We start from the raw sequence: 18,669 nt of genomic DNA on the forward strand, positions 1-18,669 counted from the left end.
AGCAGGCGGTCGGCAACGCTAGTATTCGCCCCGGCCTGGTTGTCTTCCGGGTCAGATATCCGTTCGGTCGTCAGGATTCGAGCTCTCCGGGGAGGGAGGTTTCGGGTCTTTTTACGGGTGTCGCTGTATACAAGAATATATAACGATGAGGCTGGGTCGCGGTTTTGTGGCGCTCTTTGGCGCGTGAAACAACACGCCAGCCTCCATAACATGGAGCAGTCATGAAGTCGTTCACCCCTCGCGCCCTGGTCGTGGCCATTGCCGCCATCAACGCTCAGTACGTTATCGCCGCCGAAACCAGCAAGCCCTTCAGCCTCGGTGAAATCCAGATTTCCGCCCCGCAGGACGAGAAACTCGCCACCGGCAGCACCGTGGTCGAGTTGCAGGACATGCGCCTGCACGACCGCGAAACCGTGGACCGCGCCCTGGCCCTCGCGCCCGGCGTGAACCAGAGCTACATCGGCGGCCGCGCCGAGCAGGTGGTGTACGTGCGCGGTTTCGACCGGCTGCAGGTGCCGGTGTTCATCGACGGCATCCCGACCTACGTGCCTTATGACGGCAACATCGACCTGGGCCGCTTCACCACCTACGACCTGTCGCGCATCGAGGTGGCCAAGGGCTTCGCGTCGCTGCTGTACGGGCCGAACACCCTGGGCGGGGCGATCAACCTGGTGACCCGGCGCCCGACCGAGGCCTTCGAAGGTGAAGTCGGCGGCGGCCTGGAGATGACCGACCATGACAACGTCAACGCCTACCGCAGCTACGCCAACGTCGGCTCCAACCAGGGCAACTGGTGGATGCAGGGCGGCGTTTCCTACGTCGATTACGACTACACCCTGCTGCCGGACGACTTCGAGCCGACCAACAACCAGCAAGGCAACGGTCGCCGCGAGAACAGCGACAAGCGCGACGGCAAGTTCAGCTTCAAACTCGGTTTCACCCCCAACGCAACCGACGAATACGTGCTCGGCTACGTCCAGCAACAAGGCCGCAAGGGCCAGCCGCCCTACGCCGGCGACCTGCCCGCTACCGGCCAGCGCAAGCGCTGGTGGGAATGGCCGACCTGGGACAAGACCAGCCTGTTCCTGGCCACCAACACCCGCTTCGGCGACCACGGCCTGAAGACCCGCGTCTACCACGACACCTTCAAGAACTCGCTGGAAAGCTTCAACTACAACAACGGCATCCCCGGCACGCTGCAGTCGGGCTTCCCGAGCAAGTACGACGACGAATCCACCGGTTTCTCGGTCGAAGGCGACCTGGCGATCACCGAGGGCAACCGCCTGGGCGTGGCGTACCACTTCAAGGAAGACGTGCACCGCTCCCGCGACGGCAGCGACCCGCAAACCCATTTCCGCGACCAGACCCAATCCATCGCCCTGGAAGACACCCTGCGCCTGAACGACATCTTCAGCGTGGTCGGCGGCGTCTCGTACAACTACCGCAAGAGCCTGGACGCCGAGAACTTCGGCACCAACCCGTCCTCGACGCGGGTCAAGACCCTGTACGACGAACCCACCGGCAGCGACGACGCGGTCAACAGTCAGCTCGGCCTGTTCATGAACACCGGCCCGCTGCTGGACATCGACCACAACGGCCAGGTGCGCCTGACCGTGTCGCGCAAAAGCCGCTTCGCCACGATCAAGGACCGCTACTCGACGCGCTTCGGCACGGTCATCCCGAGCCCGGACCTCAAGTCCGAACGTGCCACTCATTACGAGCTGGGCTACAGTGGCGCGCTGACATCGCAGTGGAGCCTGGATGCGGCGCTGTTCGTGGCCAATATCGAGGACTCCATCCAGCAGGTCACCGTGCCGGCGCAACTCAATTGCGCGGCACCATGCGGGCAATACCAGAACATCGCCAAGGCGCGTAACCAGGGCTTTGAACTGGGCCTGAAAGGTGATCTGGGCGACTGGGAGCTGGGCGCCAGCTACACCTTCCTCGACCGCGAAAACCGCAGCAATCCCGAGCTGCACCCGATCGACACGCCACGCCACAACCTGTTCGCCTCGGCCACCTGGAACCTGGATGCCTTGCGCCTGACCGGTAGCGCCGAAGCGGCCTCGCGCCGTTACAACGTGTCCGATGGCAGCCAGATGTCCGGCGGCTACGCGGTGTACAACTTCAAGTCCGGCTACCGCTTCAGCAACGATGTGCTGGTGGAAGCCGGCGTGCGCAACCTGTTCGACCGCCTCTATGAATACAGCGAGGGATACCCGGAAATTGGCCGTAACTACTTCGTGCAGTTCAATGTTCCGCTGTAAGGCCTGGCTGCTGGCCCTGGCGCTCGGTTCGACGAGCGCACTGGCCGCGCCGCAGCCGGTGGTGGTGATGACCAGCTACCCGGAAGAGATGATGACCCGCTTCGAGGAGGCCTTCGAACAGGCCAACCCCGATTACCGCCTGCAAATCCTCTGGCGCCAGGGCTTCGATGCCCTGCCCTTCCTGCGCCAGGCGGACCAGGGCGGGGTCGATGTCTACTGGGCGCCGTCGCCGGGCAATTTCGCCCGGCTGGCCCGGGACAACAGTTGGCAACCGCTGGGGGTCGATCTGCGGGGCTTGCCGGACCGTATCGGCGGCACCGCCCTGCGCGACCGCGACGGCCGTTACCAGGCCACGGAACTGGCCGGCTATGGCTTCGCCACCAACCCGAAGGTGCTCGCCGAACTGGGCGTGGCGCCGCCGAAGGACTGGCCTGACCTGCTCGACGCCCGGCTGCGCGGACGCATCGCCCTGCCGGACCCGGCGCGGGTCGGTTTCGCTCCGGTGTTGCTCGACATCGTCCTGCAGGCCTACGGCTGGGAACGGGGCTGGGCGTTGTGGAGCGAGATCGCCGGGCAGTCGCGGCTGGTCAGCCGCGGCGGCACCCTGGTCAGCGACGAGGTGGCTAGCGGGCGTTCGGCGGTAGGTTTGTCGATCGACTTCTTCGTCGCCTCGGCGGTGAGTAACGGCCAGCCGGTGGACTTTGTCTACCCGGCCCACGGCGGGCTCAACCCTGCGCACATTGCGATTACCCGCAGTGCGAAGGACGTCGATGGCGCGCGGGCGTTCGTGCGCTTCGTGTTGTCCGATGCCGGGCAAAAACTGCTGGCCGACCCGGACATCCGCAAGCTGCCGGTGCGCCCGAGCGTCTACGCCGAGCTGCCGGCGGGTTATCACGACCCGTTTGCGGCGGCACGCGACGGCGCCTACCAATACGGCGACAAAATGTCCCGCGAGCGCCTGGCGTTGATCACCTCGCTGTTCGCGCAATGGCTCAGCCAACCCCATGAGCGCCTCACGGCCTTGTGGGCGCGGGTGCATGCCGGCGAAGCGGCGGGCCGCGATCTGAGCGCGGTGCGGGCGTACCTCGCGGTGCCCCCGATCAGCGCTGAACAGGCCGCCGCGACGGACCTGCTCAGCCTGTTCGGCCAGCGCCAGGACAGCGGCATTGAGCAACAGCCCGTCACCGATCAGGACGAACTCGGCAAGCGCGAAATCGCCTGGCAGTTCTACAGCGCCACCCGGCATGCCGAGGCGGCGCGACAGCTTGACGAGATGGGCCTGTAATGCGCGTTTGGTTAGTGGCGGTAGTCGCGGCGCTGGCGAGTTTTTCCGCCAGCGCCGAGGCCGACCGCGAGGCCTTCGCCCAGCCCCTGTCGGGGATGGACGACGAGGCACAACTGGAACGGTTCTTCCGCGGACGCGGGCTGTTTCGCCAGGCCTGGGTCGTCGCCCCGTCGCGGGATGAGGCGGTGGACGGCCTCGGCCCGCTGTACAACCGCATCACCTGCATTGCCTGCCACCCGAAAAACGGCCGTGGCCAGGCACCGATCAATGAACATTCGCCGATGCGCACCATGCTGGTCCGCCTGTCGTTGCCGGGCCGCGATGCCCACGGCGGGCCGCAGCCGCATCCGGCCTATGGCGACCAGCTCAACGAGCTGGGCATTCCTGGCGTGCGCGGCGAAGGCCGGGCGCAGATTCTCTGGCAGGAAAAACAGGTCACGCTGTCTGCCGGCGAGACCGTCAACATGCGCCGGCCGCAACTGAAGTTCAGCGAACTGGCCTACGGGCCGCTCGGCGATATCCGTACCTCGGCGCGGGTCGGCACGCCGGTGTTCGGCCTTGGCTTGCTGGAAACGGTCAGCGCCAGCACCCTGCAGCGCATGGCCGACGAGCGCAAGCCGGATGGCGTGCGCGGGCGGGTCAACCAGGTCTGGAGCGTGGAGCGCCAGCGCCTGGAAGTCGGGCGCTTCGGCCTCAAGGCCAACCAGCCGAGCCTAAACCAGCAGATCGCCAGCGCCCTGCACGGCGACATGGGCCTGACCTCGTCGCTGTACCCGCAGGAAAACTGCGCCCCGCAGCAAAGCGCCTGCCAGCAGGCCGTCAGCGGCGGGCAGCCGGAAGTGGACGGGATGCAACTGAGCGAGCTGCATTTCTACCTGTCCCATCTGGCGCCGCCGCCTCGGCGGGAGCGCGATACGCCGGCGGTGAAACACGGCGAGCGGCTGTTCGCCGAAGCCGGTTGCACCCTGTGCCATCGGCCGCAACTGACTACCGGAGTGCATCCGGACTACAAGGCGTTGTCCGGGCGCAAGATCGAGCCCTACACCGACCTGCTGTTGCACGACATGGGCGAAGGCCTGGCCGATGGCCGCGACGATTACCTGGCCAGCGGCCGCGAATGGCGCACCCCGCCGTTGTGGGGCGTGGGCCTGATCGAACAGATCAACCCCGGCGCCGGCTACCTGCACGACGGCCGCGCCCGCAGCCTGACCGAGGCGGTGTTGTGGCACGGCGGCGAAGCGGCGGTGGCGCGGCAGCGGTTTGCCGCGTTATCGGGTGAAGATCGCATTACATTGTTGGCATTTCTGAAATCCCTGTAGGCGCGAGCTCGCTCGCGCTAAAGCCCCCACCTCACACCCGCCGATTCCGCGCCAACAGCCACAGCAGATACACCCCACCCAACATCCCCGTGGTCAACCCGATCGGCATGTTCAGCGACAGCGGAAAGCGCTGGCTGAGCATGTCCGCCGCCAGCAGCAGCACCGCACCCATCAACGCCCCGGACACCAGCGGCACGCCGGCACTGGCGGTCAGGCGCCGCGCCAGTTGCGGCGCGGCCAGGGCGACAAAGGCGATCGGCCCGGCCGCCGCAGTGGCAATCGCGGTCAGCGCCACCGCCGCCAGCATCATCAGCAAGCGCGTGCTCTCCACCGCCACGCCAAGCTGGCTGGCACTGTCATCGCCCATTTCCAGCAGGTTGACCCGCCGCGCCTGATACAGCGCTACCGGCACGATCAGCAACAGGCCCAGCGCGGCGGGCAGCACATGGGACCAGGTGCGGGTATTGAGCGAGCCGGCCAGCCACAGTTGTGCGGTCATCACCTGGTCGAGGTTACCGGTCACCAGCAGGATGGTGTTGAGCGCTGAAAGCATGGCGCCGATGCCGATGCCCACTAGCACCAACCGATAACCACCGGTACTGCGCCCTTTCATCGACAGCAGGAACACCAGCGCCGCCGTGGCCATGCCGGACGCGACCGCCGCCACGGAGGTGCCAAGCGGACCGGCATCGAACAGGATGATCTGGACGATCGCACCACTGGCCGCGCCGGTGGTGAAACCGATGATGTCCGGCGAGCCGAGGGCGTTGCGCGACAGCGACTGAAAGATCGAGCCGGCCATGCCCAGCGACGCGCCGACCAGCACGGCGGTGAGCACCCGTGGCAGGCGCACGCGGGTGATCACCCGCTGCAGGGTTGGGTCATCCGCCGTGCCGAACAGACCGGCGACGACCTGGGCCGGGGTCAGGTGCAGACTGCCGATGCCCAGCAGCAGGACGCCCAGCGTCAGTGCGGTCACCGCCAGCAGCAAACAGACCAGCGCCACCCGTGGGCGCCAGAGCAAGGAACAGCCGCCGAAGCGGAGAACCGAAGCGCTTTTGTTCATAGCGTGTTCAACCGGTATTTGCGCACCACGGCGATAAAGAACGGGCCGCCCAGCAAGGCGGCGATAACCCCGGCGGCGATTTCCGCATTGCCGCCCACTACTCGCCCGAGCACGTCGGCGACCAGCAGCAGGACCGCGGCAAACAGTGCCGAATAAGGCAGCAGCCAACGGTAATCCGGCCCCACCAGCAGCCGCGCCAGGTGCGGCGCCACCAGCCCGACGAAGGCGATCGGCCCGGCGCCGGCAGTGGCCGCACCGGCCAGCAGCATCACCGCCAGGCACGCCAGCAGCCAGGTGCCGCGAACACTGGCGCCCAGTGCCTGGCCAAGGTCATTGCCCAAGGCCAGGACATTGAGGTTGCCGACGATAGCGAAGGTTGCCAGTGCACCCAGCGGCACCGCCACCAGCAGTACCGCCACGGCATCGAAGCCGGCGCGCTCGATGGAGCCGGAAGCCCAGTGGCGGAACTGGTCGAACACATCCGCCGGGGCATTGAGGATGATGACCCCGGTCACCGACGCTAGCAGCACCGACAGCCCTGCCCCGGCCAGCACCAGACGCACCGGGTTGGTGGTGGTTTCGTGGGCCTGGCCGAGCATGAACACCACAGCGCCAGCCAGCCCGGCACCGAGAAAGGCGAACCAGACGTAACTGGCCATGTTCGCCATGCCGAAGGCTGCTGCGGCGCCGATCACTGCGAGGGCGGCGCCGGCATTGATGCCGAGCAGACCGGGTTCGGCCAGCGGATTGCGCGTCACCGCTTGCATGATCGCCCCCGCCAGCCCCAATGCCAGCCCGGCGAGAATCGCCACCAGCGTGCGCGGAATACGCATCTCGCGCACGATCAGGTGCAGGTCGTTGTGCCGGTCATAGGCGCGCAGGGCTTGCAGCACGTCGGCGGGCGGCACGGTGCGCGAACCCACCATCAGGCTCAGCACCACCGCCAACGCGAGCAGCGCCAGGCCAAACACCAGCCCCTGCAAACGTCGACGCCGCCGACGCTCCATCAGCGTCAGCGGTGCACACGAAGAAAAACCGACAGCCACTTAACGGAAATTCCGCGCCACGGCGTCGATCATTTCCCGTCCTGAGTAGTAGTCGATCCGGAACGAGCTGGGCCCCAGCGGATACACCCGTTTGTTGATCACCGCCGGCAGGTTGGCCAGCACCGGATCGGCGAGGAACGCCTGGACATCGGCATCGGTAGCGCTGAGCAGGAACACGCTGTCGCCGGTGATCCCCGCCGACAGGTTCTCGCGGGAAATAAAGGCCACGTCGGAACTGCGCTTGACCTGCGATTCCAGCACCGTCGGCAGCCCCGCCACCTTGAAGCCGAGCGCCTCGATCACCCGCGCCTGCGGGCTGTTCTCGCGGGCGATGGAGTAACTGCCGCCGATGTTGTAACCCACCACACTGACGCTGCCGGCCGGCACCTTGAGCTGCGCGCCAACGTCGGCGGTGTAGTCGTCGAAGCGCTTGATCGCGGCGGCGGCCTGGGTTTCCAGTCCGGTCTGACGGCCCAGCTCGGTAGCGATCTGCTGCCAGCTCTGGTTCGAGTAGTTGACCACCAGCGTCTTGACGCCCTGGGCTTCCAGCTCGGCCTTGTGCTGGATCACGCTGTCAGCGCCGGTGGCGGAAATCACCAGCAGGTCCGGGTCCTGGCCGATCACCGACTCGATGTCGAACACCAGATTCTTGTACAGCACCTGCACGCCGCGCTGATCGGCGACCTCAGCCCACTGAGTGAAGAAGCCCTTGCCGTCGGACAGCCGGCTCGGCGTGGTGGCGGCACTGGCCACCAGCGGCGCGTCCATGGCCAGCAGAATGCCGGTCACGCTGGGCGTGGTGGAGACGATGCGTTTGGGCGGGGTGTCCGCGGCCTGGGCGAAACCCGCCAGCAGGGCCAGTGTGGTAGCGCCGGCGAGGCGCAACAGCGAAGAAGTCGTCATGGTGAGGTCGATATCGGCAGATGGAATGCGAAGTGATACGATTTGAGAGCGTTTCGCATTCCATATTGCGGAATAAATTCCGCACATGCAATACTGCCGCGCCATCATTGCCGAGGAACCCGCCCCCATGACGCACCGCCTCCAGGCCGATGCGCTGACGCTGCGCTACGAACAGCGCACCATTTCCACGGACCTTTCGCTGCGCATTCCGGACGGTTCCTTCACCGTTATCGTCGGCCCCAATGCTTGCGGCAAATCTACCCTGTTACGCGCCCTCTCCCGCCTGCTGGCTCCGGCTGCCGGCCAGGTGCTGCTGGACCAACGCCCGATCGGCGAGTTTCCCGCTCGCGAAGTCGCCCGCTGCCTCGGTCTGCTGCCGCAAAGCGCCACCGCGCCGGACGGCATCACCGTGGCTGATCTGGTGGCGCGTGGACGCTATCCGCATCAGTCATTTTTGCGGCAGTGGTCGAAAGCGGATGAACAGGCGGTAAAGGACGCGATGGCGGCGACCGGCGTCAGTGAGCTGGCCGAACGTGCGTTGAACGAATTGTCTGGCGGCCAGCGCCAGCGGGTGTGGATTGCCATGGTGCTGGCGCAACAGACGCCGATCCTGCTGCTGGACGAGCCGACCACCTACCTGGATATCGCTCATCAGGTCGAATTGCTCGACCTGCTGGCGGACCTTAACCGTCAGGGTCGAACCGTCGTCGCGGTGCTGCATGACCTCAACCAGGCCTGCCGCTATGCCTCGCACCTGGTGGCGATGAAGGACGGCGCGATCGTCGCCAGCGGCGCCCCGGCCGAGATTTTCACTGAGGAACTGGTGGAGCGGGTGTTTGGGCTGGCGTCACTGATCATTGCCGATCCGGTGACGGGGACACCGTTGCTGGTGCCCAAGGGGCGGGTGTTGCGGGGGTAGTCAGGCCAGCACTCTATGGGAGCTGGCCGGGCGGCGCTCCGCTTGCCAGCGATAGGTCCAGGCCCCGCAACAGCGTTGTTCCGGCCGGCCTCATCGCCGGCAAGACCGGTTCCCACAGGATTCCGAGCCAGACACTGAAATTGAATTCCGCTCAACACCCGGTGGGAGCTGGTTTGCCAGCGATAGGCATGGGTATCTACACATCTCACAGGCAAGCAAAAAGCTTCAGACCACCACAAACGGTGGGAGCGGATTCATCCGCGAAGGGCCGCAGAGCGGCCCTAAAACCATCCCGCACGAGGTGGCTGTCTATGTTCGGTATTTCTTTCGACCTCAGGATGCCTGAATGTGAGATCCAGGCGAGCCAGAAACCAGGTGCTGGATGGATTTAGGGCCGCTCTGCGGCCCTTCGCGGATGAATCCGCTCCCACAGGATTGCAAGCGGCTGACGGTTTGCGACTGCCTGCGAGATGTGTAGATACCCATGCAGCGATAGGGCCAGACCTGCTCCGGCCGGCCTCATCGCCGGCAAGACTGGCTCCCACAGGGTTCATTCCTCGCTCAGCCTTCCCAAGCCTGCCCACCCGTGGACTGGTTCACCAGTTTCGCCTCGCGAAACAACGCATCCCGGTCTTCCGGCGAATTCAGCCGGCCGAGGTCGGTGACGGTGGTCATGCAGCACACGATCTCGCCCTGCGCATCGAACACCGGCGCGGCCTGGCCGGTGACGTTGGACAGCAAATGGCTGGTCAGCTCGGCCCAGCGACTGTCGCGCACTTCATCCAGCACAGCCTTGCTCGGCGGCGTGCCGCGGAAATGCGCGGGCTGCTGCTTGCGCGCAGCGTCGATGGTGGATTTGGGCAGGAACGCCTGGAACACCAGGCCACACGCGGTGTTGTCCAGCGGCAGGATGTCGCCCAGCGCCAGCGGGTTCACCGAGAAATACGCGCTGCGGTACCAGCGCACCAGGGTCGGACCCCGCTCGGTCCAGATCGCCACCCCGCCACTGGCCGCCTGGTGGTGAGCCAGGGCCTTCATGTGTTGCGCAGCAATTTCCACCGCATCCACACGCTTGAGCGCGGCAATGCCGATGCTTAGCGCCGCCGGGCCGAGGTCGTAAAGGCCGGTGGCCGGGTCCTGCCGCGCCAGCCCTTCCTTGACCAGGCTCTGCAGGTAACGGTGCGCGCTGGAGCCACCGGTGCCGGTAAGCCGGGCGACTTCGCCAAGGGCCAGTTCGCGCTCGGCACTGGCCAGCACATTGAGAAAGCGCGCGGCGATCGCCACCGACTGGATGGTGCCGGAGCGCTTTTCATTCTGGGGCGCATCGTCCAGTACGGACTCGTCTGACTTCAAATGTCCTCTCCTCGCCGCTGTCTCGCGGCTGTTTCTCAACAGGCTGGGGTGCAGCGCCGCGGACCGGTGGCGGCGCGACGCATGATACCGATTTTGCGCGCCAGCACATCAGGCAACGCGGCGCAGAGCCCTGCGTGGGGCCGCAAAGGAGCTTATCCGATCCAGGCTAAAACCACATTGTGGAATCAATTCTTTATTGAGGAACGCAATAGCCACATGCTACGATCCGCTAAAGCTTAATCATTCTCATTTGGAGTATCCCTTGAAGGCCTATTCACCCCTCACCCTTGCCCGCGGTTTCAGTGTTCTGACCCTCTCGACGCTGTTGGGCGCCACGGCGGCCATGGCCCAGGAAACCGCCGCCAGCACCAGCGCCGGCAGCGTCACCTTCGAGCCCATCGTCATCACCGGGGAAAAGATCGAACGGGAACTGAAGAACACCGCGTCGTCGGTGACGGTGAAGACCGGGCGCGAGATCGACAAGGAGAAAACCGGCAGTTCCACCGTCACCGAAGTGCTCAATGACGTGCCCAACGTGATCTACACCGACAGCGTCGGCGCGCCGGTGATTCGCGGCATGGACAGCCAGGGCCCGAACAACGGCCAGAACGTGTTCTGGGGCGGCACCGTGCCACGGGCCACCATCAACCTCGACGGCCATTACCTGAATTACAACGAGATGTACTTCGGCGCGACCTCGGTCTGGGATCTGGACAGCATCGAAGTGTTCCGCGGCCCGCAGACCACCTCCCAGGGCGCCAACGCCATCGCCGGCGCGATCATCGTCAACACCAAGGACCCAAGCTTCACCCCGGAAGCCGCCTACCAGGCCGAAGTCGGCAACTACGATTCCCACCGCACCTCGCTGGCCGTCTCCGGCCCGCTGCTGGAAAACGAACTGGCCGCACGCCTGGCGGTGGACCACTCGGCCCGTGACACCGTCATCGACTACACCAGCAGCGCCTTCCAGAAAGGCAAGGCGGACAAGAACTTCAGCTCGCTCAACGCCCGCGCCAAGTTGCTCTGGCTGCCCAGCGCACTGCCCGGCCTGGAAGCCAAGTACACCTTCTCCCACGGCGATTCCAACCGGCCCAGCCAGGAAGCCGCCGCGGCGCCGTACCACAAGCTCAAGCACCCGACCACGACCATGCCGAGCTGGGAGCAGTCGACCAATACCAGCGTGCTGGACGTGAGCTACGACTTCGACAACGGCTTCAAGCTGCTCAACCAGGCGCAGTACTCGTTGTCCCACGTGCAGCGCTACACCGGTATCCCCGGTAGCGGCGACGCCGATATCCAGCAGAAGAACCTGTCCAATGAAACCCGCCTGAGCTTCGGCGACCAGGACAGCAGCGTCAGCGGCGCCACCGGGGTCTACGTGGCGCGCACCAAATCCGATGAAATGCTGCTGTTGAGCGGTCTCTCGACCTTCGACGACACCAAGGAAAACCTCGGCGTGTTCGGCGAACTGAGCTGGCGCCTGGACGACCGCTGGACCCTCGGCACCGGCCTGCGTTATCAGGAAGACCGCATCGAGCGCGAAGGCCGCTCGGTGCTGGCGCCGACCGCGCTGGACTACCAGAAAACCTTCTCCGCGCTGCTGCCGAAAGTCTCCCTGGCCTACGCCCTGACCCCGGACTGGACTGTCGGCGGCATGGTCAGCCGCGGCTACAACCCGGGCGGCGTGGCGCTGAACCTGACCACCCGCAACTGGACCGCGTTCAAGGACGAATCGGTGTGGAACTACGAGTTGTTCAGCCGCGCCAGCCTGCTGGATAACCGCCTGCAACTGAGCGGCAACCTGTTCTACATGGACCACAAGGACGCCCAGTACAACATCCCGGTGGTGATCTCCACCGGCGTGTCGCAGTCCTACACCATCAACGCCGAGAAGGCCCACGCCTACGGCCTGGAACTGAGCGCCGACTACCGCGTGCTGGACAACCTGACCCTCAAGGCCAGCGCCGGCACCCTGCGCACCCGCATCGACAAGATCTCCGCCAACAACAGCTACGAAGCCAACGAATTCGCCCGCTCGCCGGGCTACACCCTGAGCTTCGGACCGAGCTGGGACATCACCGACAAATGGAATGTCTCGGCGCAGGTACGCCGGATCGACGGGTACTATTCCGACACCGCCAACACCAAGAGCTACGCCACGGACGCCTACACCCTGGCCGATGCGCGGATGAGCTACCAGTTCAGCAAAGCGGTTGAGTTGTATGGGTACGTGAAGAACGTCTTCGATGACCGCACCGCGATCTACATGCAGCAGAACCGCGGCATCGGCGGCACCGAGGCGAGCATGACCACGCCGCGGATGTTCGGGATGGGGGTCAAGGGTTCGTTCTGATCATCGTTGCCATCGGGGACCGCGTTGCGGTCCTTCGCGACGCAGGCCCAAGAAAATCCGCTTGAACAGGACCCCCGTAATGACCCAACGCAAACTCCATATCGGCCTGTCCCTGGCCCCCACCTGGCTCAGCGGTGACGGCTGGCGCCAGGACAACAGCAATATAGAAGGCGTCTTCAGCGCCGATTTCGCCATCGACCTGGCCCGCCGCGCCGAAGCCGCGCACCTGGACTTCGTGTTTCGCCCGGATGTCAGTTGCCTGACCACCGAGATCATGGAAACCGCCCCCGGCTTCGCCAGCCTCGACCCGACCGTCCTGCTCGCCGCCGTCGCCCGGGCCACGTCGCGTATCGGCTGGTGTCGACGGTGTCGACCACCTTCTACCCGCCTTATGTGGTGGCCCGGCAACTGCAATCGCTGCACTGGGTGAGCAACGGCCGCGCCGGCTGGAACATCGTCACCGCCCTGCAAGGCCACGAGAATTTCGGCCTGGAGCAGATGCCCGGCGCCGAAGAGCGCTACCAGCGCGCCGGCGAATTCACCGAGCTGGTGCAGGCGCTGTGGCGCAGCTTCCCCCATGAAGCGCTGAAGATCGACCGCGCCGCTGGCCGCTACGCCGACACCGCGCAGATCCGCCCCATCAGCCATGAGGGTGAGCACTTCAAGGTCAAGGGGCCGCTCAATGTGCCGGCCTTCCCCGCTGCGCGGATTCCGTTCGTGCAGGCCGGCGCGTCGGAATCGGGCCGCGACTTCGCCGCCTCGGTAGCCGACCTGGTGTTCGCCCCGACCCCGGACAAGGAAGCTGCCCTCGAACTGCGCCGCGACCTGTCCCAACGCGCCGAACGCCACGGCCGCTCGCCTGCAGACATCCGCCTGCTGCCGGGCCTGAGCCTGTACCTGGCGGCGACCCGCGAAGAAGCCCGCGCACTGTTCATGCGGACCCACGCCCGCCTTGATCGCGGCCGTAAATTCGCTTCGATCAAGGAAATGACCGGCCTGGACCTCAGCGACTGGCCGCAGGAGCGCCCGGTCACCCGCGACGACCTGCCACCGCCGCTGGCGATAACCAGCAGCCGCACCCACACCAACCTGCTGCGCCGGTTGATCGAGCGCGAATCGCTGACGGTGGATGAATTGTTGTTGCGCCCGGAAGTGATCTCCGCCGCGCACTGGCAGGTGGTCGGCACCGTCGACGATGCCGTCGAGCAGATCGCCGAATGGGCCGAGGCCGGGGCCATGAATGGTTTTATCGCCGCGCCGGGCGGCTCGGTGGAGTCGGTGCACCTGTTCCTCGATGAGGTGGTGCCGAAGCTGGTGAAGGCGGGATTGTTCCGCGAGCGCTACAGCGGCTCGACGTTCATCGAGCACCTGACCGAGTACTGAAACCGCTCGTCCTTGGGGCTGCCAAACGGCAGCCCCGAAGACGCTTTCAGCGACGCAGTTCCTCGATGCTGATCTCGCGCATGCGGAACTTCTGGATCTTGCCCGTCACCGTCATCGGGAATTCCTCGACGAAACGGAAGAAACGCGGCGTCTTGAAGTGGGCAATGCGGCTCTTGCACCAGGCCTGCAATTCCACATCGGTCGCGCTGTGACCGGGGTGGAACTTGATCCAGGCGACGATCTCCTCACCGTAGCGGTCATCCGGAATGCCGATGACCTGCACGTCCGCCACCGCCGGGTGGGTGAAGAAGAACTCTTCCAGCTCGCGCGGATAAATGTTCTCGCCGCCGCGAATGATCATGTCCTTGTTGCGCCCGGCAATGCACACGTAGCCCTGCTCATCCATGCTCGCCAGGTCGCCGGTGTGCATCCAGCCCGCCGGGTCGATGGCCTCGGCGGTGGCCGCCGGGTTGCCCCAATAGCCGAGCATCACGCTGTAGCCACGGGTGCACAGCTCGCCGATCTGCCCGCGCGGCACCACGCAGCCGTGCTCGTCGATGATCTTGCTCTCCAGTTGCGGCTGGGTGCGGCCGACGGTGGTCACGCGCAGTTCCAGTTCGTCATCCGGGCCGGTCTGCAGCGACACCGGGCTGGTCTCGGTCATGCCGTAGGCGATTTGCACTTCGCTCATGTTCAGCTCGCTGATGACGTGACGCATCACCTCGATCGGGCAGGTGGCGCCGGCCATGATCCCGGTGCGCAGGCTCGACAGGTCGAATTCCCGACGTTGCGGCTGGTCCAGCAGGGCAATGAACATGGTCGGCACGCCGTACAGCACAGTGGCGCGCTCGGCGGCGACGCCTTGCAGGGTCAACAGCGGATCGAAGGCATCGTTGGGGTAGATCATGGTGGTGCCGTGGGTCATGCAGCCCAGGTTGCCCATGACCATGCCGAAGCAGTGGTACAGCGGCACCGGAATCACCATGCGGTCCTGCTCGGTGAGGCCCAGGCTCTCGCCGACCATGTAGCCGTTGTTGAGGATGTTGTAGTGGCTGAGGGTCGCGCCCTTGGGGAAACCGGTGGTGCCGGAGGTGTACTGGATGTTTACCGCCTGATCGAATTGCAGGCTGCGCTGGCGGGCCTGGAAGTCTTCCTCACTGACCTGCGCGGCCAGTTCCGCCAGAGCTCCCCAGCGCAGGAAGCCCGCGGGCGGCTCGTCCGCCAGGCTGACCAACCCGCGCAAATCCGGCAGACGCTCGCTGTTGAACTGACCAGGCACCGCGCGCGGCAGCTCCGGCAGCAGTTCGCCGAGCATGCCGTGGTAATCGGAACTCTTGAACGCCCCCGCGCTGATCAGCCACTGGCAACCGGACTGCTTGAGCACGTATTCCAGCTCGCTGGTGCGGTAGGCGGGGTTGATGTTGACCAGGATGATCCCGGCCTTGGCGCTGGCGAACTGGGCGATGCACCACTGCGCGCAGTTGGGTGCCCAGATGCCCAGGCGGTCGCCGGTCTTCAGGCCCAGGGCCATGAACGCGCGGGCATGCAGGTCGACGCTGGCGGCAAGTTCCGCCCAGGTGTAGCGCAGGTCTTGGTGACGAACCACGAGGGCTTCGCGGTCGGCGAAACGTGACACCGTGTGGTCGAATGCCTGGCCGATGGTCATGGCCAGCAAGGCTTTGTCCTGACGACCCTGGGTGTAGCTCGGTTGATTCATGGCGATCCCTTTTTGTGTTTGTTCTGGGAGCTGATCGGGGCGCGGACTACTCTGGCGCAAATTAACGTTAACGTAAAGGTCATGGTGATGATTGACAGTAAAGGGACTCAGGTTTACGTTAACGTAAAGGTGACGAACCCGATCACACCCCTCACAAGAACTAACAACAGAAGGTGCCAGAGCATGCGTTATCCCTCCCTGAACTTCGCCCTCGGCGAAACCGTCGACATGCTGCGTGACCAGGTACAAGCCTTCGTCGCTAACGAACTGGCGCCCCGCGCCGCGCAGATCGACCACGACAACCTGTTCCCCGCCGACATGTGGCGCAAGTTCGGCGACATGGGCCTCCTGGGCGTGACGGTCAGCGAAGAATACGGCGGCGGCGGCCTGGGCTACCTGGCCCACGTGGTAACAATGGAAGAAATCAGCCGCGGCTCGGCCTCGGTCGCCCTCTCCTACGGCGCCCACTCCAACCTCTGCGTCAACCAGATCAACCGCAACGGCACCCACGAGCAGAAAACCAAATACCTGCCCAAGCTGATCAGCGGCGAGCACATCGGCGCCCTGGCCATGAGCGAACCCAACGCCGGCTCCGACGTGGTGTCGATGAAGCTGCGCGCCGAGAAACGCGGCGACCGCTACGTCCTCAACGGCAGCAAAACCTGGATCACCAACGGCCCCGACGCCAACACCTATGTGATCTACGCCAAGACCGACCTGGAAAAGGGTGCCCATGGCATCACCGCCTTTATTGTCGAGCGTGACTGGGCCGGCTTCAGCCGCAGCAACAAGTTCGACAAACTGGGCATGCGCGGCTCCAACACCTGCGAGCTGTTCTTCGACAACGTCGAAGTGCCGGAAGAAAACATCCTCGGCGCGCTGAATGGCGGCGTGAAAGTCCTGATGAGCGGCCTCGACTACGAGCGCGTGGTCCTCTCCGGCGGCCCGACCGGGATCATGCAGTCGTGCATGGACCTGGTGGTGCCGTACATCCACGACCGCAAACAGTTCGGCCAGAGCATCGGCGAGTTCCAGTTGATCCAGGGCAAGATCGCCGACATGTACACCCAGCTCAACGCCAGCCGCGCCTATCTGTACGCGGTGGCCCAGGCCTGCGATCGCGGCGAGACCACCCGCAAGGACGCCGCCGGGGTGATCCTCTACACCGCCGAACGCGCCACCCAGATGGCCCTCGAAGCAATCCAGATTCTCGGCGGCAATGGCTATATCAACGAGTTCCCGGCGGGCCGTCTGCTGCGTGACGCCAAGCTGTACGAAATCGGCGCCGGCACCAGCGAAATCCGCCGCATGCTGATCGGTCGCGAACTGTTCAACGAGACGCGCTAGGGGCAGCCGCAAGTTTCTAGCGGCAAGCTGCAAGTAAAAGCAGCTTGCCTCCCTTACCCTTCTTGCAGCTTGAAGCTTGCCGCTTGAAGCTGCCAAGGACCTCCGATGATTCTGAAGTCTCAGTTGAACCCCCGCGCACCCGAGTTCGCCGTCAACAGCGCCGCCATGCTGGAGCAGGTCAATGCGCTGCGCACCCTGCTCGCCCAGGTCCACCAGGGCGGCGGCGCCAAAGCGCAGGAGCGCCACACCTCGCGCGGCAAATTGCTGCCCCGCGAGCGTATCGACCGCCTGCTCGATCCGGGCTCGCCGTTCCTGGAAATCGGCCAGTTGGCCGCCCATGAGGTGTATGGCGAAGACGTCCCGGCCGCCGGGGTGATCGCCGGCATCGGTCGGGTGGAAGGCGTGGAGTGCATGATCGTGGCCAACGACGCCACGGTGAAAGGCGGTTCCTACTATCCGCTGACCGTGAAAAAGCATCTGCGCGCCCAGGCCATCGCCCAGCAGAACCGCCTGCCCTGCCTGTACCTGGTGGACTCCGGCGGCGCCAACCTGCCGCGCCAGGATGAAGTGTTCCCCGACCGCGAGCACTTTGGCCGGATCTTCTTCAACCAGGCCAACATGAGCGCCTTGGGCATCCCGCAAATCGCCGTGGTGATGGGCTCGTGCACCGCCGGCGGCGCCTATGTGCCGGCGATGTCCGACGAGACCATCATGGTCCGCCAGCAAGCCACCATCTTCCTCGCCGGCCCGCCGCTGGTGAAGGCTGCCACCGGTGAAGTGGTCAGCGCCGAAGACCTCGGCGGCGCCGACGTGCACTGCAAGACCAGCGGCGTCGCCGACCACTACGCCGACAACGACGAGCACGCCCTGGCCATCGCCCGCCGCTGCGTGGCCAACCTCAACTGGCACAAACAGGGCGAGCTGCAACTGCGCACGCCGATCGCGCCGCAGTACGCCGCCGACGAGTTGTACGGCGTGGTTCCGGCCGACGCCAAGCAACCGTTCGACGTGCGCGAAATCATCGCCCGTCTGGTGGACGGCTCGGTGTTCGATGAATTCAAGGCGCTGTTCGGCACCACCCTGGTCTGCGGCTTCGCCCACCTGCACGGCTACCCCATCGCCATCCTCGCCAACAACGGCATCCTCTTCGCCGAAGCCGCGCAGAAAGGCGCGCACTTCATCGAACTGGCCTGCCAGCGCGGCATCCCGTTGCTGTTCCTGCAGAACATCACCGGTTTCATGGTCGGCCAGAAATACGAAGCCGGCGGCATCGCCAAGCACGGCGCCAAGCTGGTCACCGCAGTGGCCTGCGCCAAGGTGCCGAAGTTCACCGTGATCATCGGCGGCAGCTTCGGCGCCGGTAACTACGGCATGTGCGGCCGCGCCTACGACCCGCGCTTCCTGTGGATGTGGCCCAACGCGCGGATTGGCGTGATGGGTGCCGAACAGGCCGCCGGCGTGCTGGCCCAGGTCAAGCGTGAACAAAGCGAGCGCAGCGGCCAGCCGTTCAGCGCCGACGACGAAGCCCGCCTGAAACAGCCGATCCTCGATCAGTACGAGCACCAGGGCCACCCCTACTATTCCAGCGCCCGGCTCTGGGACGACGGCGTCATCGACCCGGCGCAGACCCGCGACATCCTCGGTCTGGCCCTGTCCGCCGCGCTCAACGCGCCGATCGAATCCACCCGCTTCGGCATTTTCCGGATGTGAC

The 18,669-nt window shown here is 65.3% G+C and carries 12 protein-coding genes and 1 pseudogene; 8 read left to right on the forward strand and 5 right to left on the reverse strand.

Going from position 1 to position 18,669, the window contains the following annotated elements:
* The first annotated feature begins 221 nt into the window (after window positions 1–221).
* From HWV67_RS08035 to HWV67_RS08045, 3 genes are read left to right on the forward strand one after another with little or no spacing between them, the layout of a single operon-like run.
* Window positions 222–2,267, forward strand: a complete 2,046-nt coding sequence (locus tag HWV67_RS08035) for a TonB-dependent receptor plug domain-containing protein (RefSeq protein WP_175650717.1) — start codon at window positions 222–224, stop codon at window positions 2,265–2,267.
* Window positions 2,254–3,552, forward strand: a complete 1,299-nt coding sequence (locus HWV67_RS08040; protein WP_175650718.1) for an ABC transporter substrate-binding protein — start codon at window positions 2,254–2,256, stop codon at window positions 3,550–3,552. The genes HWV67_RS08035 and HWV67_RS08040 overlap by 14 nt, the downstream gene beginning before the upstream one ends.
* Window positions 3,552–4,871, forward strand: coding sequence for a di-heme oxidoreductase family protein (locus tag HWV67_RS08045; RefSeq protein WP_175650719.1), 1,320 nt, complete (start codon window positions 3,552–3,554; stop codon window positions 4,869–4,871). The genes HWV67_RS08040 and HWV67_RS08045 overlap by 1 nt, the downstream gene beginning before the upstream one ends.
* Window positions 4,872–4,902: 31 nt before the next feature.
* On the opposite strand, the gene HWV67_RS08050 is transcribed toward HWV67_RS08045, so the two are convergent.
* Genes HWV67_RS08050 through fepB form a run of 3 tightly spaced genes read right to left on the reverse strand, consistent with a single transcriptional unit; the run spans window position 4,903 to window position 7,886 of the window.
* Entirely contained in the window at window positions 4,903–5,937 is a 1,035-nt protein-coding gene (locus HWV67_RS08050) for a FecCD family ABC transporter permease (protein WP_175650720.1), read from the reverse strand.
* Complete coding sequence (locus HWV67_RS08055) at window positions 5,934–6,944, reverse strand: FecCD family ABC transporter permease (protein ID WP_175650996.1); 1,011 nt, start codon at window positions 6,942–6,944, stop codon at window positions 5,934–5,936. The genes HWV67_RS08050 and HWV67_RS08055 overlap by 4 nt, the downstream gene beginning before the upstream one ends.
* Before the next feature lie 39 nt (window positions 6,945–6,983).
* A complete protein-coding gene (gene fepB / locus HWV67_RS08060) occupies window positions 6,984–7,886 on the reverse strand; it encodes a Fe2+-enterobactin ABC transporter substrate-binding protein (RefSeq protein ID WP_175650721.1) in 903 nt (300 codons plus the stop codon).
* A 127-nt stretch (window positions 7,887–8,013) separates the two neighbouring features.
* Here fepB and HWV67_RS08065 point away from each other — a divergent pair, with 127 nt between their 5' ends.
* Window positions 8,014–8,805, forward strand: coding sequence for an ABC transporter ATP-binding protein (locus HWV67_RS08065; RefSeq protein ID WP_175650722.1), 792 nt, complete (start codon window positions 8,014–8,016; stop codon window positions 8,803–8,805).
* A gap of 561 nt (window positions 8,806–9,366) precedes the next feature.
* Here the strand turns inward: HWV67_RS08065 and HWV67_RS08070 are convergent.
* A complete protein-coding gene (locus HWV67_RS08070) occupies window positions 9,367–10,137 on the reverse strand; it encodes an IclR family transcriptional regulator (protein ID WP_175650997.1) in 771 nt (256 codons plus the stop codon).
* Window positions 10,138–10,420: 283 nt separating this feature from the next.
* Here HWV67_RS08070 and HWV67_RS08075 point away from each other — a divergent pair, with 283 nt between their 5' ends.
* Together HWV67_RS08075 and HWV67_RS08080 are read left to right on the forward strand one after the other, a co-directional pair.
* Window positions 10,421–12,511, forward strand: coding sequence for a TonB-dependent receptor (locus HWV67_RS08075; protein ID WP_256680035.1), 2,091 nt, complete (start codon window positions 10,421–10,423; stop codon window positions 12,509–12,511).
* Between the two features lie 79 nt (window positions 12,512–12,590).
* Window positions 12,591–13,894 (forward strand): annotated as a pseudogene (locus HWV67_RS08080) (NtaA/DmoA family FMN-dependent monooxygenase).
* 46 nt (window positions 13,895–13,940) lie between these two features.
* Here the strand turns inward: HWV67_RS08080 and HWV67_RS08085 are convergent.
* Window positions 13,941–15,611 carry an AMP-binding protein gene (locus HWV67_RS08085; RefSeq protein ID WP_175650723.1) on the reverse strand — a complete coding sequence of 557 codons (1,671 nt, stop codon included), beginning with the start codon at window positions 15,609–15,611 and terminating at the stop codon, window positions 13,941–13,943.
* Between the two features lie 183 nt (window positions 15,612–15,794).
* Here HWV67_RS08085 and HWV67_RS08090 point away from each other — a divergent pair, with 183 nt between their 5' ends.
* Window positions 15,795–16,958 carry an isovaleryl-CoA dehydrogenase gene (locus HWV67_RS08090; RefSeq protein WP_175650724.1) on the forward strand — a complete coding sequence of 388 codons (1,164 nt, stop codon included), beginning with the start codon at window positions 15,795–15,797 and terminating at the stop codon, window positions 16,956–16,958.
* A gap of 105 nt (window positions 16,959–17,063) precedes the next feature.
* Complete coding sequence (locus HWV67_RS08095; RefSeq protein ID WP_175650725.1) at window positions 17,064–18,668, forward strand: carboxyl transferase domain-containing protein; 1,605 nt, start codon at window positions 17,064–17,066, stop codon at window positions 18,666–18,668.
* Window position 18,669: the final 1 nt, after the last annotated feature.

The organism is Pseudomonas sp. Marseille-P9899, from assembly GCF_903166565.1.
Taxonomy (GTDB): Bacteria; Pseudomonadota; Gammaproteobacteria; order Pseudomonadales; family Pseudomonadaceae; genus Aquipseudomonas; species Aquipseudomonas huaxiensis.

Excerpts from the sequence above, each read along its gene's own strand:
- HWV67_RS08035 (WP_175650717.1), top strand. The coding sequence starts at position 222 with ATGAAGTCGTTCACCCCTCGCGCCCTGGTCGTGGCCATTGCCGCCATC.
- HWV67_RS08040 (WP_175650718.1), top strand. The coding sequence starts at position 2,254 with ATGTTCCGCTGTAAGGCCTGGCTGCTGGCCCTGGCGCTCGGTTCGACG.
- HWV67_RS08045 (WP_175650719.1), top strand. The coding sequence starts at position 3,552 with ATGCGCGTTTGGTTAGTGGCGGTAGTCGCGGCGCTGGCGAGTTTTTCC.
- HWV67_RS08050 (WP_175650720.1), bottom strand. The coding sequence starts at position 5,937 with ATGAACAAAAGCGCTTCGGTTCTCCGCTTCGGCGGCTGTTCCTTGCTC.
- HWV67_RS08055 (WP_175650996.1), bottom strand. The coding sequence starts at position 6,944 with ATGGAGCGTCGGCGGCGTCGACGTTTGCAGGGGCTGGTGTTTGGCCTG.
- fepB (WP_175650721.1), bottom strand. The coding sequence starts at position 7,886 with ATGACGACTTCTTCGCTGTTGCGCCTCGCCGGCGCTACCACACTGGCC.
- HWV67_RS08065 (WP_175650722.1), top strand. The coding sequence starts at position 8,014 with ATGACGCACCGCCTCCAGGCCGATGCGCTGACGCTGCGCTACGAACAG.
- HWV67_RS08085 (WP_175650723.1), bottom strand. The coding sequence starts at position 15,611 with ATGAATCAACCGAGCTACACCCAGGGTCGTCAGGACAAAGCCTTGCTG.
- HWV67_RS08090 (WP_175650724.1), top strand. The coding sequence starts at position 15,795 with ATGCGTTATCCCTCCCTGAACTTCGCCCTCGGCGAAACCGTCGACATG.
- HWV67_RS08095 (WP_175650725.1), top strand. The coding sequence starts at position 17,064 with ATGATTCTGAAGTCTCAGTTGAACCCCCGCGCACCCGAGTTCGCCGTC.